This is a genomic window from Agromyces sp. NPDC058104, assembly GCF_042884835.1.
GTDB lineage: Bacteria > Actinomycetota > Actinomycetes > Actinomycetales > Microbacteriaceae > Agromyces.
Window position 1 is genome coordinate 32,381 of sequence record NZ_JBHVTD010000004.1, and the last position, 14,822, is coordinate 47,202.

Here is a 14,822-nt window from a genome sequence, read left to right on the forward strand (position 1 = left end):
GCTCAGACGGACTGCACGGTCCAGATCTGCAGCATCCGATAGACCATCACGCCGACCGAGAGCGCGGCGACGCCGAGCACGACGGTCGACCAGCGGTTGCGTTCGAGCAGCGCCCAGAACGCGGCGGCGGGCGGCAGCAGGGCCGCCGAGACGAGGTAGACCCAGAACTCGAGCGGGCTGCCCGTGGGCGAGTTGCCGAACGCGGGCGCGGCGATGGCGACCACGACCTGCACGAGGAGCAGGAGCTCGACGAGCGCGAGCGCCCCGAGCGTGAGGTCGCTCGGCACGCGGCCCGCGAAGCCGAGCACCAGGCAGAGCAGACCCGCCGCGACGGCGACCGCGAGCTGCACCCAGGCGAACCACTCGATCATGCGCCGCCCTCCTGCGGGAATCCGGTGACGACCTTCCACTGCCCGCCGCGTCGCTCGACGATCGCCACGAGCCGTTCGCCGGGCGCGACGGCCGCGAAGGGCTCGCCACGGCGCTCGGCGGATGCCTCGTCGCCGGCGCCGCTCACGGGCACGCGCTTGCCGTGGCCGAGGTCGACGGCCTCGGCCTCCGTGAAATCGACGACCGGGAGCGCCCGGCGCGCGGCCGCGGTCGGCGTCATCATCGAGGCGGCGACGTCGAAGCCCTCGAGCTCGCCGGCCTCGTCGACGTCGAAGCGGCCGATGCGGCTGCGGCGGAGCGCCGTCAGGTGGCCGCCCGTGCCGAGCGCCGAGCCCAGGTCGCGCGCGAGCGCGCGGATGTACGTGCCCGACGAGCACTCGACGCGCACGTCGAGGTCGAGGCATCCCTCGCCGGTGCGCACGGCGAGCAGCTCGTACGCCGAGATCGTGACCCGGCGGGGCGCGATCTCGACCGCTTCACCGTCGCGCACCCGCTGGTACGCCCGCTTGCCGTCGATCTTCACCGCGCTCACCGCGCTCGGCACCTGCTCGATCTCGCCCGTGAAGGCGAGCATCGCCTCGCGGAGGCTCGACTCGCCCTGTGCGAGGGCAGCGTCGGTCATCTCGGGCGTCGCAGGCAGCGCGTCGCCCTCGGCGTCGTCGGTCGTCGTGCCCCAGCCGAGCCGGATCGTCGCGAAGTACTCCTTGTCGAGCCCGACGAGGTAATGCAGGAGACGCGTCGCGCTGCCGACGCCGAGCACGAGCAGGCCGGTCGCCATGGGATCGAGCGTGCCGGCGTGACCGATCTTGCGCGTCCCGGCGAGGCGCCGCATGCGGGCGACGACGTCGTGGCTCGTGATCCCCTGCGGCTTGTCGACGAGGAGGATGCCGCTGTTCACGCCCCTCAGGCTAACAGTCGCACGCACCCCGGCCGGCGCCGAGCCGTGCGGCGCGGCCCTACGCTGGAGCAGTGAGGATCGGCATCATCGGCGCGGGCGCGCTCGGCGGGACGTTCGCGGCGCTGCTGGCACGCGCCGGACACGAGATCGAGGTGACCGCGCGCGGCACGGGCCTCGCGGCGATCAGGGCGGACGGCATCCGGCTGAGCGGCGGCTACGGCGACGCCCACGCGCGGGTCGCGGCCGGCGAGTTGCTCACCGAGCGCCCCGAGCTCGTGCTCGTCTGCACGAAGGCGCAGGACGCCGAGGCGGCGATCACCGCGAACGCGGCGCTCGTCGACGGGGTGCCGGTCGTCGTCGTGCAGAACGGGCTCGACGGGGTCGCGACGGCCGAACGACTGCTCCCCCGCTCGCACGCCGTCGGGCTGCTCTCGATCATCGCCGCGAACTACACCGAGCCGGGCGTCGTCCGGGTGACGACGCCCGCGACGAGCTACCTCGGCCGGGGCGACGGCGCACCCGATGCCGAGTCGAGGCGACTCGCGGCGATCCTCTCCGACGCCGTGCCGGTCGTCGCGATCGCCGGGTTCCGCGGCGCCCAGTGGACGAAACTCATCGTGAACATGCTGAACGCCGTGCCGGCGATCGTCGGCAGGAGCGTGCAGGACGTCGTCGACGACCGCCGACTGCGCCGCGTCGTGGCGGCCTCGATGCGCGAGGCGGTGCGCGTCGGCATCGCGCGAGGCGTGCGCTTCGGAGCCCTGCAGGGCCTCGGCGATCGGCGGCTGCGGCTCTTCGCACGCCTTCCGCTCGCGCTCGGCCAGGTCCTCCCATGGCTCATGCGGGTGCGCATGGGCGGGGTGCCGAACCTCGGCTCGACCCAGCAGAGCGTGCGCCGCGGCCAGCCGACCGAGATCGACTTCCTGAACGGGGCCGTCGTGCGCGAGGCGGCGCTCGCCGGGCTCGACGCCCCGGTCAGCCGCGCACTCACCGCCCTCGTGCACGAGGTCGAGGCGAGCGGTGCCCCGCTCGCTCCCGAGCGGGTGCTCGCGGCCGTCCCCGCCTGACCGACGGCCCCGGACCCGCACCTGCCGAACGCCGGGCACACGGTCGCAGCGACGACGAAGGGGGCCCGGCGAACCGGACCCCCTTCGTGTGCTGCGTCAGGACTGCTTGCGGCGCAGGCGCGCGATCACGAGGAACGCGATGCCCGCGAGGACCACCACGCCCGCGACGATCGCGATCGTCGTGCCGGCGAAGCCGGTCGAGGCGAGGCCGTCACCGGCCGGGGTCGACGGCGTCTCGCCGTCGCCGCCCGGCGTCTCGGGCGCCGGCGGCGCCGCGATGCAGTCGGGCGTGGCCGGCGGGTAGCTCAGCGCCACCGAGAGCTCGGGGTTCACCACGAACGTCGCGCTCGTGAGGTTGCGGGTCCACGCGAAGTTGTCGTCGGTCTGGACCCACGTGCCGTCGCCGAGCTGCTTCCAGCCGGGCCATCCGGTGGCGTTGCCCTCGTCGTCGACGGAGGCGCCGGGCCAGAGGACGCGATCCTCGAGGACGCCCTCGTCGTTCAGCGTGCCGAGGGCGATCGTCTCGGTGTGCTCGCCGTCGCTCAGGACGAGCGAGACCTCGCGGCTGGTCGCCTGGTCGTCGGGGTCGGTCAGGGCGACCTTGTAGGAGATCCACGGCGCGTCGGCCTCGCAGACCCCGGTCGCGACCGAGCCATCGAGCGCGGGGGCGATGCAGGGCTCGTCATCGAGGGCCCAGGGGCCGAACACGACCTCGGACTTGCCGCCCTCGAACACGTAGCCCGCGGCCGGCTTCGCCGTCAGGGTGACCTTGCCGTCCGCGACCGACTCCGACCACACGACGCCCCGGAGCGACGTGTCGTACGCGAGCGACTCGTTGTCGGGGCCGCACGTGTCGGCGAAGGACGCCTGGGTCGGCACCGGGATCAACACGTCGCAGGGCTCCTGGTTGAGCGTCCACGGGCCGAACACGACCTCGGACTCGCCGTTCTCGAAGGCGTATCCCTCGGCCGGCTTCGCGGTCAGGGTGACCTTGCCGTCGACGAGCGACTCCGACCACACGACGCCCTCGAGCTTCTCGTCGTAGCTCAGCACGTAGTTGTCGACACCGCACTCATCGGTGAAGGTGGCGACGGGGGCGGCGATCTTCTCGTCGCAGGGCTCCTGGTTGAGCGTCCACGGGCCGAACACGACCTCGGACTCGCCGCCCTCGAACACGTAGCCCGCGGCCGGCTTCGCCGTCAGGGTGACCTTGCCGTCCGCGACCGACTCCGACCACACGACGCCCTCGAGCTTCTCGTCGTAGCTCAGCACGTAGTTGTCGACGCCGCACTCATCCGCGAACGACGCCTGGGTCGGCACCGGGACCAGCACGTCGCAGGGCTCCTGGTTGAGCGTCCACGGGCCGAACACGACCTCGGACTCGCCGTTCTCGAAGGCGTAACCCTCGGCCGGCTTCGCGGTCAGGGTGACCTTGCCGTCGACGACGGACTCCGACCACACGACGCCCTCGAGCTTCTCGTCGTAGCTCAGCACGTAGTTGTCGACACCGCACTCATCCGCGAACGACGCGGTCGGGACCGGGACCTTCACGTCGCAGGGCTCCTGGTTGAGCGTCCACGGGCCGAACACGACCTCGGACTTGCCGCCCTCGAACACGTAGCCCGCGGCCGGCTTCGCCGTCAGGGTGACCTTTCCGCCCGCGACGGACTCCGACCACACGACGCCCTCGAGCTTCTTGTCATAGCTCAGCACGTAGTTGTCGACGCCGCACTCATCTGCGAACGAGGCCGTCGGGACGGCGATCCTGGTGGGCGGCTTGGTGCAGTCCTCGTACTGGAGGAGGCTCTGGTCGCCCTGGGCGGGAACCGTGATCAGCTGGCCGTTCTTGCCGGGCTTCTTGTAGGTGAACGCCGGGTAGATGTCGCGGCGGTCCTGGTGGTCGATGTGCCCCGCGTTCAGGAAGGCGCTGACCGAGGTCGTGAGCCGCACGTAGGGGTTCGTGGCGCTGCCGGTCGCGTGGCAGAAGGTGATCTTCTTGACCGTGCTCTCGTTGCCGCAGTCGCCGGTCAGGCCCTCGATGCGACCGTCGGAGCCCTTCTTGTTGTTCTTGTCCCAGCTCGTGAAGGCGTACACCCACGGACCGTTGCCGACGGTGTCGCCGGGCAGGCTCTCGGTGCCGAGCGTGAGCGTGGTGTTTCCCTTCGAGGTGAGCGGCCCGCGGTCCATGCCATCGGCGTTCCTGGGCGTGCCGTCGAACTTCGACGTGCCGACCCGCCAGTTCGTGGTGCCGGTCTTGGCATCGGGCACGTTCGAGAGCTTCAGCGTGTAGGTGACGTCGTACTCGCCGGTCTCGACGTTGCAGACGGCCTTCGCCGTCAGATCGCCCGTGTGCGCGGAGGCGGGTGCGGCGACGCCGACGAGGGCGAGACCGGCACCGAGCACGAGGGCGGTGACCGCTGCCGCGAGACGGCGCAGCGGGTGGACGGACGAGGATCGCTTCCGTGCGCGGACGTCGCCGTCTGCAGCGTGCGCCAGACCGGCGCCGGGCTTGCTCATTCGGGTTCTCTCCAGGGATCGGCCCGGCTCGGCGGCGAAACGGAGAAACGCGAAGGCATGGCGAAGGCGCGCACGGGTGCAGTGCTTCGCGGGCGCTCGATCCGGCCTCGCGAGTGCGTGTTCGCACCTGCATGGCCGGATCGAGCGCACACAGCGACGATCGACGCGGAGGGGCCTCCGTGGCGATCAGCTTCGGGTATCGGGTGTTGCGGGTGGTGCTTCGGGTTTCGCTACTGCCGGGGGCTTGGCAATGTCCCCCATTATGTCCTCGAAATGGGGGACTTGTCAGCCCCTTTTCGGCACGAGGTACCAGATGTCCCCCGAAGTGGGGGACAAATCCCTGATCCGAGCCGAAGTGCATGCCTTCCGCCCGCGGAAGGGGCCCGGCGCCCGGGCCCCTCCGCATGCTGCGTCAGGACTCCGTGCGACGCCGCCGCGCGATCACGAGGAACGCGATGCCCGCGAGGACCACGACCCCCGCGACGACCGCGATCGTCGTGCCGGCGAAGCCGGTGTCGGCGAGCCCGTCGCCGGCCGGCGTCGAGGGCGAGTCGCCGTCACCGCCGCCGGGCTCGCCCGGCGTCACGGGCGGGGCGGCCAGGCAGTCGGGCGTGGCCGGCGGGTAGGCCAGCTCGACCTCGACCTCGGGGTTCACGACGAACTCCGCACTCGTGAGGTCGCGGGTCCAGGCGAAGTTCTCGTCGGTCTCGACCCACGTGCCGTCGCCGAGCTGCTTCCAGCCCGGCCAGGCGGTCGCGTTGCCCTCGTCGTCGACGGCGGCACCGGGCCAGAGGACCTCGCCCTCGAGCACGCCCTCGTCGTTCAGCGTCCCGAGCGGGAGCGTCTCGGTGTGCTCGCCGTCGCTCAGCACGAGCGAGACCTCGCGCGAGACGACGACGCCGTCGGGGTCGGTGAGGGCGACGTGGAAGTAGATCCACGGCGCGTTCGCGACGCAGACGCCGGCGGCGATGCTGCCGTCGAGCGTCGGCTGCGCGAGCTCGGTGGGCTTCAGGCCGAAGGTGTACTCGACGCAGCCGAGGGTGATCTTCGTGATGACGCCGTCGCCGTGCACGCCCGAGCCGAGCGAGTAGCCGATCGCCTCGACGATCGCGTCGGGGAACGCCTCGACCCACTCCGCGGCCGTGCCGAACCACTCGGAGCCGTTGCCGCCGCCCGTGTTCGGGGCGCCGTCCTTGAGCGCCTGCGCCGAGCCGCCGCTCAGCCACCAGTTCTCGCCGTAGACGGCCTCGCCGACCAGGATGCCGTCGCCCGCGCCGTCGCCGTCGACGTCGACGACGAGCTGCAGTCCCGGCTCGGGCCCGGTGGTCGCCGTGTAGTCGAGGGCGTCCGCGATCGAGGTGACCCCGATGCCGCTGAGCGGGAAGTTGGTGTCGTAGTAGCCGGCGGCCTTGTCGGTCGACGTCGCGCCCTCGGTCCAGACGCGGAGGCCGGTCGCGACGAGCTCGTTGTGACCGGTCGCGCGGGTCTGGCCGAGGTCCCACTTCGAGAGGTCCGTCGAGTGGTTCGACGAGAACGTCTCGCACCGGGTGAGCGGCGGGGTCTCGCACTCCTCGTCGGTGAAGACGTGCGAGAACTCGGCGGTCGGGTCGCCGCCGACGAAGGTCTGCTCCCCCTGCGCGGTCGCCGTGACCGTCTCGCGGCCTTCGGCGTCACGACCGCTCGTCGTCCAGACCACGTCGTCGGTGTCGTCGGGCAGCACGTAGCCGTCGTTCTCCACCCCGCACTCGTCGACCCAGGACGGCTCCGCCGGGATCGGCAGGCCCTCGGGGTCCTCGGGGTCCTCGGGGTCGTTCGGCACGTCGACGTAGCTCACCGAGTAGTGGCTCACGGAGTCCTTCGTCGGGTGGTCGATCACGACGGTCGCCTGCGGCGGCACCACGGGCACGAAGTACTTCGTCGTGCCGGCCTTGACGCAGTAGCCGTCGATGAGCTGCCCTTCGGGCGCCGTCACCGTGACGGTGGCCGGGTCGCCCGTCGTGTCGATCTTTCCCGAGTCGAGCGGTTCGCAGACGTACGACGGCTGCGTCGCCTGCGCGGGCAGCACGGCTGAGCCGAGGGTCAGCGCGAGCGCGCCGACGACGGTCGCCGCGATGCGGAGTGCACGGGTGGTCCTCATCGAATGGGTCTCCTGGAGTCGGCCCGGTCGAGGAGGAGCCCGCGAGCACGCGCCGGCGCACGAACGGCGACGAGCCGCCGGCGTCGAGCGGGGCTCGAACCGGGCGCTGCCGCACGTCGGCGATCGGCGCGGGCGCGTGCGCCGCGTCGGTCGACGTCGGGTGTTCGGGTGCTGCGGGTGGTGCATCGGGTATCGCTGCTGCCGGGGGCTGGCAATCAGCCAATTATGGTGATCGATCGCACCCGCGATCGGCGGATTCCCGCGATCGGGGTACAAAATGCCCCCCGGAATGGGGAATCCGACCGGGGTACAAACGCCTAGTTGCGGCGCGGGTCCGAGGGATCCTCGAGGTTCACGATCGCGTCGGCGAAGCGCCGCGGGTCGCGCTCGGCGTAGGCGAGCCGGTCGGCAGGATCGATCGGGTCGCCTCCGACGACGATCCGGTAGTCCCACAGCTCGTCGAGCCGCTCGCGGAGCACGAAGCGCCCGTCGAGGAGGAGGATGGCGTCGGCCGGACCCGTGATCCACCTGGGCTCGACCCACGCATCCCGTGCCGGATCGAGCACGCGCGTCACGAACGCCGTCGAGCCGCCGAGCCGGAACGGTTCGACGAGCACCCGTCGCAGCGCCGACTCGTCGAAGCCGTAGCGGTAGTAGCGCTCCGCGGTGTCGTCGCCGAAGTCGGCCTGCGCGGCGCGGGAGCGGTGGAAGCCCTCCATGCTCGCCCGGAACACCGTGTGGCCTCGCTCGCGGAGCACCTCGGCGAGGTCGTCGGCGAACGCCGTCTTGCCGCTCCGGAGCGGCCCGTCGACCGCGACGATCATGCGCCCGCGCCCGTAGTGCGCGATGATCTCGCCCGAGAGCTCGCGCAGGAACGTGACCCGGGGCGTCGTGACGAGGCGCATGCTGCGAGCATAACGCCGGGTCCTCCGCGGCGGCCTAGGCTGGTCGGATGCCCCGTCAGGCCGCCTCCGACCTCGCCACCGCCGTCAACGAGTGGTTCGCGGATGCCGCGCGGCCGCTGCCCTGGCGCGCCGCCGAGGTGTCGCCGTGGGCGGTGCTCGTGAGCGAGTTCATGCTGCAGCAGACGCAGGTCGACCGGGTGATCCCTCGTTGGGAGGCCTGGATGCGCCGGTGGCCCACCCCGGCGAGCCTCGCCGCCGAGCCCGCCGCGGAGGCGGTGCGCGCCTGGGACCGGCTCGGATACCCGCGGCGGGCGCTCTGGCTGCATCGAGCGGCCGTCGAGATCGTCGAGCGCCACGACGGCGAGGTGCCGTGCGAGCTCGACGAGCTCCTCGCCCTCAAGGGGGTCGGGCCGTACACCGCCCGCGCCGTGGCGGCGTTCGCCTTCGGCGTGCGGGTGCCCGTCGTCGACACGAACACGAGGCGGGTGATCTCCCGGGCGGTCGACGGCAATGCCGAGCCCGCTCCCCCGTCGACCACGAGGGACCTCGCCGCGATGTCGGCGCTGCTTCCCGATGACCCGCGCGCGGCGCGGGTGTTCAACGCCGCCGCCATGGAACTCGGGGCGATCGTCTGCACGGCCCGCGCTCCGCGGTGCGCTGACTGCCCGATCCGCGACCGCTGCGCCTGGCTCCGCGCAGGCTCACCGGCCTACGACGGACCGCGCAAGGCGAGGCAGGCCCGGTTCGAGGGCTCCGACCGGCAGGTGCGCGGGATCGTCATGCGCGAACTCCGTGCAGCGCACCGCCCGGTGACCGGCGACGAGCTCTCGGGGGTCTGGGGCGACGCCGCGCAGCTCGAGCGCGCGATCGCCGGGCTCGTCGCCGACGGGCTCGCCGTCGCGACCGCCGAGGGAATGACGCTGCCCGAGGCCTGACGGCCCCGGGCAGCTGTGCGTCGACCTCGGTCGACGCGAGGTCCTTCGCAAGGTCCTTCGCGACGTCGTCGCGCGCTCAGCGGGCCTCGACGTCGTCGAAGTCGTCCTCGTCGTCGTCGAGTTCGCGCGGCTTCACGTACGGGTCGGGGTCGCCGGCGTACTCGGCCTTCGCCGCGAGCGCCGACGTCTCCTCGTCGCGGGTGCGGGCCTCGCGCAGCAGATCGGCGATGTGCTGCGCGTTCTCGGGCACCGCGTCGGCGATGAACTCGAGGGTCGGCGTGAGCCGAGCCGTGATGTTGCGGCCGACCTCGCTGCGGAGCATCCCGGTCGCGGCCTTGAGCGCGAGCGCCGAATCGCGACGCTCCTCGTCGGAGCCGTAGACCGTGTAGAAGATGCTCGCGTGCTGCAGGTCGCCCGTGACGCGCACGTCGGTGATCGTCACGAAGCCGAGGCGCGGGTCGCGGAGACCCTTGTCGAGGCGCCGGGCGACGATCTCCTTGATGCGGTCGGCCATCTTCCTGGCGCGTGCCGGATCAGCCATGGGTGGTTCCCTTCCGAACGGACGGAGACGGGGGCGGCGGCGTGCCGCCGCCCCCGGTTCCGGCTACGCGCGAGGCTTCTCGCGCATCTCGATGGTCTCGATCTCGTCGCCGACCTGGATGTCGTTGTACTTGCCGAGGCCGATGCCCGCCTCGAAGTCCGTGCGGACCTCGGTGACGTCGTCCTTGAACCGGCGCAGCGACTCGATGGCCAGGTTGTCGCCGACCACGACGCCGTCGCGGATGACCCGTGCCTTGGCGTTGCGCGTGATCGTTCCGGAGCGCACGATGACACCCGCGATGTTGCCGAACTTCGAGGAGCGGAACACCTCGCGGATCTCGGCGACACCCGACTGGACCTCTTCGTACTCGGGCTTGAGCATGCCCTTGAGCGAGGCCTCGATGTCGTCGATCGCGTTGTAGATGACGTTGTAGAAGCGCACGTCGACGCCCTCGCGGGCGGCGCGCTCGCGCGCCTTCACGTCGGGGCGGACGTTGAACCCGATGACGATCGCGTTGTCGATCGTCGCCAGGTCGATGTCGCTCTCGGTGACGGCGCCCACACCGCGGTGGAGGATGCGCAGCTGCACCGAGTCGTCGACCTCGATCTTCATGAGCGACTCTTCGAGCGCCTCGACGGCACCCGACACGTCGCCCTTGATGATGAGGTTGAGCGCCTCGACCTTGCCCTCTTCCAGCGCGCGCGTGAAGTCCTCGAGCGAGATGCGCTTGCGAGCCTTCGCGAGCTGCGCGTTGCGCTCGGCGGCCTCGCGCTTCTCGGCGATCTGGCGGGCGGTGCGGTCCTCGTCGGTGACGAGGAAGGTGTCGCCCGCGCGCGGGACGCTCGAGAGGCCCTGCACCTGCACCGGTCGCGACGGGGTCGCGGCGGTGACGGCGTCGCCGTTCTCGTCGGCCATGGCGCGCACGCGGCCGTAGGCCGTGCCCGCGACGATCGCATCGCCGACCTTCAGCGTGCCCGACTGGATGAGCACGGTCGCCACGGCGCCGCGGCCCTTGTCGAGCTTCGCCTCGATCGCGACGCCGCGAGCCGCCTTGTCCGGGTTCGCCCGGAGGTCGAGCCCGGCGTCGGCCGTCAGCAGGACCGCGTCGAGCAGCTCCTGGATGCCGATGTTGTTGCGGGCCGAGACGTCGACGAACATGACGTCGCCGCCGTACTCCTCGGCGACGAGGCCGAACTCGGTGAGCTGCTGGCGCACCTTGCCCGGGTTGGCCTCGGGCTTGTCGATCTTGTTCACCGCGACCACGATCGGCACGTTCGCCGACTGCGCGTGGTTCAGCGCCTCGATCGTCTGCGGCATGATGCCGTCGTCGGCCGCGACCACGAGGATCGCGATGTCGGTGACCTGGGCACCACGGGCGCGCATGGCGGTGAACGCCTCGTGACCCGGGGTGTCGATGAAGGTGATCGCGCGGTCGACGCCCTCGTGCTCGGTGTGCACCTGGTACGCACCGATGTGCTGGGTGATGCCGCCGGCCTCGCCCTCGATGACGTTCGCGTTGCGGATCGCGTCGAGGAGTCGGGTCTTACCGTGGTCGACGTGACCCATGACGGTGACGACCGGGGGCCGCGGCATGAGGTCTTCGTCGGTCTCGTCCTCGAGCTCCTGCTCGAGGTCGATGTCGAAGCCCTCGAGGAGCTCGCGGTCCTCGTCTTCAGGCGAGACGACCTGGATCTTGTAGCCGAGCTCGGCGCCGAGCACCTCGAAGGTCGCCTCGTCGAGCGACTCGGTCGCGGTCGCCATCTCACCGAGGTGGAACAGCACCGTGACGAGCGAACCGGGGTTCGCGTCGATCTTGTCGGCGAAGTCGGAGATCGAGGAGCCGCGACGCAGGCGGATGACGGTGTTGCCGTCGCCGCGGGGCACGCTCACGCCGCCGAGCGACGGAGCCTCCCGCATCTCGAACTCGGCCCGCTTCGTCCGCTTCGACTTGCGCGCCTTCGACTTGCCGCCACCGCGACCGAATGCGCCCGCGGTGCCGCCGCCGGGGCCGCGACCGCGACCGCCGCCGCCCGCGGGACGCGGGCCGCCGAAGCCGGTGCCGGGAGCGCCGCCGGGGCGCTGGAAGCCGCCGCCGCCGGGACGACCGCCTGCGCCGGCCGGGCGCGGGGCGCCGGGGCGCGGCGAACCGGGGCGCGGGGCCTGCGGGCGCGGGATGTTGCCCGGGCTCGGGCGCTGACCCATGCCCTGCGAGCTCGAGAACGGGTTGTTGCCGGGGCGCGGCTGGGCGGGGCGGGAGCCCATGCCCTGCGAGCTCGAGAACGGGTTGTTGCCGGGGCGCGGGGCGCCGGGCTTCGGAGCCGGACGCGGCACCGCGCCGCCGGGCTTCGGAGCCGAGGCGCCGGGCTTGACGGCGTCGCTCGAGGCGGCGGGCGCCTCGGCGGCCTTCTCGGCGGCGGCCTGAGCCGCCTTCTCCTCCGCCTGCGCCTGGCGCTCGGCGACGGTGAGCGGCGCGTCGGCCGGGGCGGCGGGCGCCGGGGCGGGGGCCGGAGCCGCTGGAGCGGGCTCGGCGGGCTTCGGAGCCGGCTTGGGACCGGGCTTCGCGCCCGGCTTCGCCGCGGGCTTCGCCGGTGCGGCGGGGGTCGCTGCGGGCGCGGCCTGCGCGGCGGCGCCGGCGGCCTCGAGCGCCGCCTTCAGGCGACGTGCGACGGGGGGTTCGATGGACGACGAGGGTCCCTTGACGTACTCGCCCATCTCCTTGAGCTTCTCAAGGGCGATCTTGCTGTCGACACCGAGTTCGGATGCGATCTCGTGTACGCGTGGTTTGGCAGCCACTTCTCTCCTGTTCCGGGCCTGCGCCCGGACAGGGGCAGACCATCAATGGCGGACGGGACTCATTTCGAGCCGCTCATTAGTTGTCACTCATTGGTCATCACTTGTGGGTTCAGCCTGTTCTCTACGTTGCCGGTGTCCACCTCGCCGTGAAGACGGAGCGCTCGCCCGAAGGCGCGCTTCCGAACGGCGAGCCGGTAGCACTCGGGTGTCGGATGCAGCCACGCACCCCTGCCCGGAAGCACGGCCGTGACATCGGCCACGACGTGGGAGTTCTGGGAGACGACCCTCAGAAGCGAGGATCGCGGGGCGCGCGAACGGCAACCGATGCACGTTCTGACAGGTTCCATCTTACACTCTGCGCTCATGCCCGCCGACGCGACGGGCGGAGGTCGCGCTGACGACCTTCGGCGGATCAGCCCTGTTCGAGGATCGAGTCGGGCTGGATGTCGATCTTCGCCCCGGTGAGCTTGGCGGCCAGGCGAGCGTTCTGGCCCTCCTTGCCGATCGCGAGCGAGAGCTGGTAGTCGGGGACGAGCGCGCGGACGGCCCGCGTCGCCTCGTCGATGATGTAGGCGCTCGTCACCTTCGCCGGGCTCAGCGCACTCGCGACGAAGGTCGCGAGGTCGTCGGACCAGTCGACGATGTCGATCTTCTCGGCCCCCAGTTCGGCGGTCACGGCGCGCACGCGCTGCCCGAGCTCGCCGATGGCGGCCCCCTTCGCGTTGACGCCGGGCTGGTTCGCTCGGACCGCGATCTTCGTGCGGTGGCCGGCCTCGCGGGCGAGCGAGACGATCTCGACGACGCCGTTCGCGATCTCGGGGACCTCGAGGGCGAAGAGCTTGCGGACGAGCGCGGGGTGGGTGCGCGACACGGTGATCGACGGGCCCTTGGTGCCCTTCGAGACGCTCGTGACGTAGACGCGGATGCGCTGGCCGTGCGGGTACTCCTCGCCCGGCACCTGCTCCTCGGGCGGCAGCATCGCCTCGACGGTGCCGAGGTCGACGTGCACCATACGCGGGTTCGGGCCCTGCTGGATGATGCCCGCGACGATGTCGCCCTCGCGCCCGCGGAACTCGCCGAGCACCGCGTCGTCGGCGATGTCGCGGAGGCGCTGCATGATGACCTGCTTCGCCGCGAAGGCGGCGATGCGGCCGAAGTCGTTCGGGGTGTCCTCGCTCTCGCCGATGACCTCGCCCTCGTCGTCGAGCTCGGGCACGAAGATCGAGACGTGGCCCGTCTTGCGGTCGAGCTCGGCGCGGGCCCCCGTCGGGTTGGCGTGGCCGTGCACGGTCGGGTTCTGGTGCTTGAGGTAGGCCATCAGGATCGCCTGCTCGATGATCTGCACCAGTTCTTCGAACGGGATCTCTTTCTCGCGCTCCACCATGCGAAGCATGCTGAGGTCGATGTCCATCGCCGGCCTCCTCTATTCAGCTCTCGTGCCGCCACCCCTCGGAGCGGACACTCTACGGTACCGGATGCGGGGACCTCCGAGCACCCGCGGCGCGGGGTTCACCCGCCGGCGGCCGGCACTGCGGGCGGCGTCGCGTCGGCCGGGGCCGACGGCAGCGCGTTGAGCGCGCGGATGAGCCGGTGCAGCTCTCCGACGCGGTGCTGGTCGGGCTCGAGGATGACGCGGGGCAGCCCGAGCACGTCCTCGTCGTCCCGCTCGGGACGGAGGGGCTCGGTCCGCTCGATCCGGCCGGACGCGAGGAGCGCGCCGAACCGGTCGTTGAGCTCGTCGACCTCGTCGTCGGTCGGCTGCGCGTTGAGCCGCAGCACGAGCCGGTTCCCGACCCAGCGCAGCGAGTCGTAGTTCCGCCAGAACCCCGTGATCTCGGCGGCGGCGGCCTCGACCGAGTCGGTGATGAGCACGCGATCGAGGTCGTCCCGGTTGATGAGCCCCGCAGGCACGAGCGAGTCGTCCACGAAGCGCTGGAGGCCCTCCCAGAATCCGACGCCGGGCGCATCGAGCAGCACGATCGGCATCGGCTCGGCCTTGCCGGTCTGCTGCAGCGTCAGCAGCTCGAAGGTCTCGTCGAGCGTGCCGAATCCGCCCGGGAGGCAGACGAAGCCGCGCGACTCCTTGACGAGCATGAGCTTGCGGGTGAAGAAGTACTTCATCGCCACGCGACTGGCCGCGGCGATCGCCTCGTTCGGCGCCTCCTCGAACGGCAGGCGGATGGAGACCCCGAGCGCCCGCCCGGGACCGGCGCCCGTCGTCGCGGCCTCCATGATGCCGGGCCCGGCGCCGGTCACGACCATCCAGCCGTCGGCGGCGAGCGCGGCCGCCACGTCCTGCGCCTGGCGGTAGAGCGGGTCGCTCGGCGAGGTGCGCGCCGAGCCGAACACCGTGACCTTCGGCACGCGCGAGTAGGGCTCGAACAGCCGGAAGGCCGCGCGCATCTCCTCGAGGGCCGACGCGGTGATCTTCAGGTCGAGACGTCGCGTGCCGTCGGTCCCGAGCCTGAGGCCGGTGAGGAGGATCCGTTCGACGAGGCCTCGGTTCTCGCGGATGCCGGCCTCGTCGAGCAGGGCGTCGACGCGCTCGAGGATCTCGGCCGGAAGGGTCTCGTCGGCGCGACGGGCGGGCTGCGTGGTCATGCCTCCACCCTCCCACGGCTTCCCCGTGCGAAGGCGAA

General features: G+C 71.8%; 12 protein-coding genes. 2 read left to right on the forward strand and 10 right to left on the reverse strand.

The features are described 5' to 3' along the window. Positions 1-2 precede the first annotated feature (2 nt). Both ACFVTH_RS17620 and truB read right to left on the reverse strand, forming a co-directional pair. The gene (locus tag ACFVTH_RS17620) at positions 3-371 is read right to left on the reverse strand and encodes a hypothetical protein (protein WP_386942007.1); all 369 of its coding nucleotides are present in this window, start codon (positions 369-371) and stop codon (positions 3-5) included. Beyond that, positions 368-1,288 (reverse strand): tRNA pseudouridine(55) synthase TruB, encoded by a 921-nt coding sequence (gene truB, locus ACFVTH_RS17625; protein ID WP_387093766.1) that lies wholly within the window; start codon positions 1,286-1,288, stop codon positions 368-370. The genes ACFVTH_RS17620 and truB overlap by 4 nt, the downstream gene beginning before the upstream one ends. 71 nt (positions 1,289-1,359) lie before the next feature. Between truB and ACFVTH_RS17630 the strand changes: the two genes are divergently transcribed. Beyond that, positions 1,360-2,355 carry a ketopantoate reductase family protein gene (locus ACFVTH_RS17630; RefSeq protein WP_387093769.1) on the forward strand — a complete coding sequence of 332 codons (996 nt, stop codon included), beginning with the start codon at positions 1,360-1,362 and terminating at the stop codon, positions 2,353-2,355. Between the two features lie 96 nt (positions 2,356-2,451). Here the strand turns inward: ACFVTH_RS17630 and ACFVTH_RS17635 are convergent, their stop codons facing one another. The 3 genes from ACFVTH_RS17635 to ACFVTH_RS17645 form a co-directional block, all read right to left on the reverse strand. Further along, complete coding sequence (locus tag ACFVTH_RS17635) at positions 2,452-4,872, reverse strand: hypothetical protein (protein WP_387093772.1); 2,421 nt, start codon at positions 4,870-4,872, stop codon at positions 2,452-2,454. 412 nt (positions 4,873-5,284) lie between these two features. Continuing rightward, positions 5,285-7,009: a hypothetical protein gene (locus ACFVTH_RS17640; RefSeq protein WP_387093774.1), complete on the reverse strand. Its 1,725-nt coding sequence runs from the start codon at positions 7,007-7,009 to the stop codon at positions 5,285-5,287. Between the two features lie 317 nt (positions 7,010-7,326). After that, positions 7,327-7,914 (reverse strand): hypothetical protein, encoded by a 588-nt coding sequence (locus ACFVTH_RS17645; RefSeq protein ID WP_387093777.1) that lies wholly within the window; start codon positions 7,912-7,914, stop codon positions 7,327-7,329. A 47-nt stretch (positions 7,915-7,961) separates the two neighbouring features. Between ACFVTH_RS17645 and ACFVTH_RS17650 the strand changes: the two genes are divergently transcribed. Continuing rightward, positions 7,962-8,849 (forward strand): A/G-specific adenine glycosylase, encoded by an 888-nt coding sequence (locus ACFVTH_RS17650; protein ID WP_387093780.1) that lies wholly within the window; start codon positions 7,962-7,964, stop codon positions 8,847-8,849. Between the two features lie 76 nt (positions 8,850-8,925). Here ACFVTH_RS17650 and rbfA read toward each other — a convergent pair whose 3' ends face one another. From rbfA to ACFVTH_RS17675, 5 genes are all read right to left on the reverse strand, one after another. Further along, on the reverse strand, positions 8,926-9,390 hold the full coding sequence (gene rbfA / locus ACFVTH_RS17655) for a 30S ribosome-binding factor RbfA (RefSeq protein WP_386942000.1): 465 nt from the start codon (positions 9,388-9,390) through the stop codon (positions 8,926-8,928). Positions 9,391-9,453: 63 nt separating this feature from the next. Beyond that, positions 9,454-12,183 carry a translation initiation factor IF-2 gene (infB, locus tag ACFVTH_RS17660; RefSeq protein WP_387093783.1) on the reverse strand — a complete coding sequence of 910 codons (2,730 nt, stop codon included), beginning with the start codon at positions 12,181-12,183 and terminating at the stop codon, positions 9,454-9,456. Between the two features lie 83 nt (positions 12,184-12,266). After that, positions 12,267-12,548, reverse strand: a complete 282-nt coding sequence (locus ACFVTH_RS17665) for a YlxR family protein (protein WP_387093785.1) — start codon at positions 12,546-12,548, stop codon at positions 12,267-12,269. Positions 12,549-12,595: 47 nt separating this feature from the next. After that, positions 12,596-13,594 (reverse strand): transcription termination factor NusA, encoded by a 999-nt coding sequence (gene nusA / locus ACFVTH_RS17670; protein ID WP_386941997.1) that lies wholly within the window; start codon positions 13,592-13,594, stop codon positions 12,596-12,598. 98 nt (positions 13,595-13,692) lie between these two features. After that, entirely contained in the window at positions 13,693-14,784 is a 1,092-nt protein-coding gene (locus tag ACFVTH_RS17675) for a TIGR00730 family Rossman fold protein (protein WP_387093788.1), read from the reverse strand. Between the last annotated feature and the right edge of the window lie 38 nt (positions 14,785-14,822).

Excerpts from the sequence above, each read along its gene's own strand:
- ACFVTH_RS17620 (WP_386942007.1), bottom strand. The coding sequence starts at position 371 with ATGATCGAGTGGTTCGCCTGGGTGCAGCTCGCGGTCGCCGTCGCGGCG.
- ACFVTH_RS17635 (WP_387093772.1), bottom strand. The coding sequence starts at position 4,872 with ATGAGCAAGCCCGGCGCCGGTCTGGCGCACGCTGCAGACGGCGACGTC.
- ACFVTH_RS17640 (WP_387093774.1), bottom strand. The coding sequence starts at position 7,009 with ATGAGGACCACCCGTGCACTCCGCATCGCGGCGACCGTCGTCGGCGCG.
- ACFVTH_RS17645 (WP_387093777.1), bottom strand. The coding sequence starts at position 7,914 with ATGCGCCTCGTCACGACGCCCCGGGTCACGTTCCTGCGCGAGCTCTCG.
- ACFVTH_RS17650 (WP_387093780.1), top strand. The coding sequence starts at position 7,962 with ATGCCCCGTCAGGCCGCCTCCGACCTCGCCACCGCCGTCAACGAGTGG.
- rbfA (WP_386942000.1), bottom strand. The coding sequence starts at position 9,390 with ATGGCTGATCCGGCACGCGCCAGGAAGATGGCCGACCGCATCAAGGAG.
- ACFVTH_RS17665 (WP_387093785.1), bottom strand. The coding sequence starts at position 12,548 with ATGAGCGCAGAGTGTAAGATGGAACCTGTCAGAACGTGCATCGGTTGC.
- nusA (WP_386941997.1), bottom strand. The coding sequence starts at position 13,594 with ATGGACATCGACCTCAGCATGCTTCGCATGGTGGAGCGCGAGAAAGAG.
- ACFVTH_RS17675 (WP_387093788.1), bottom strand. The coding sequence starts at position 14,784 with ATGACCACGCAGCCCGCCCGTCGCGCCGACGAGACCCTTCCGGCCGAG.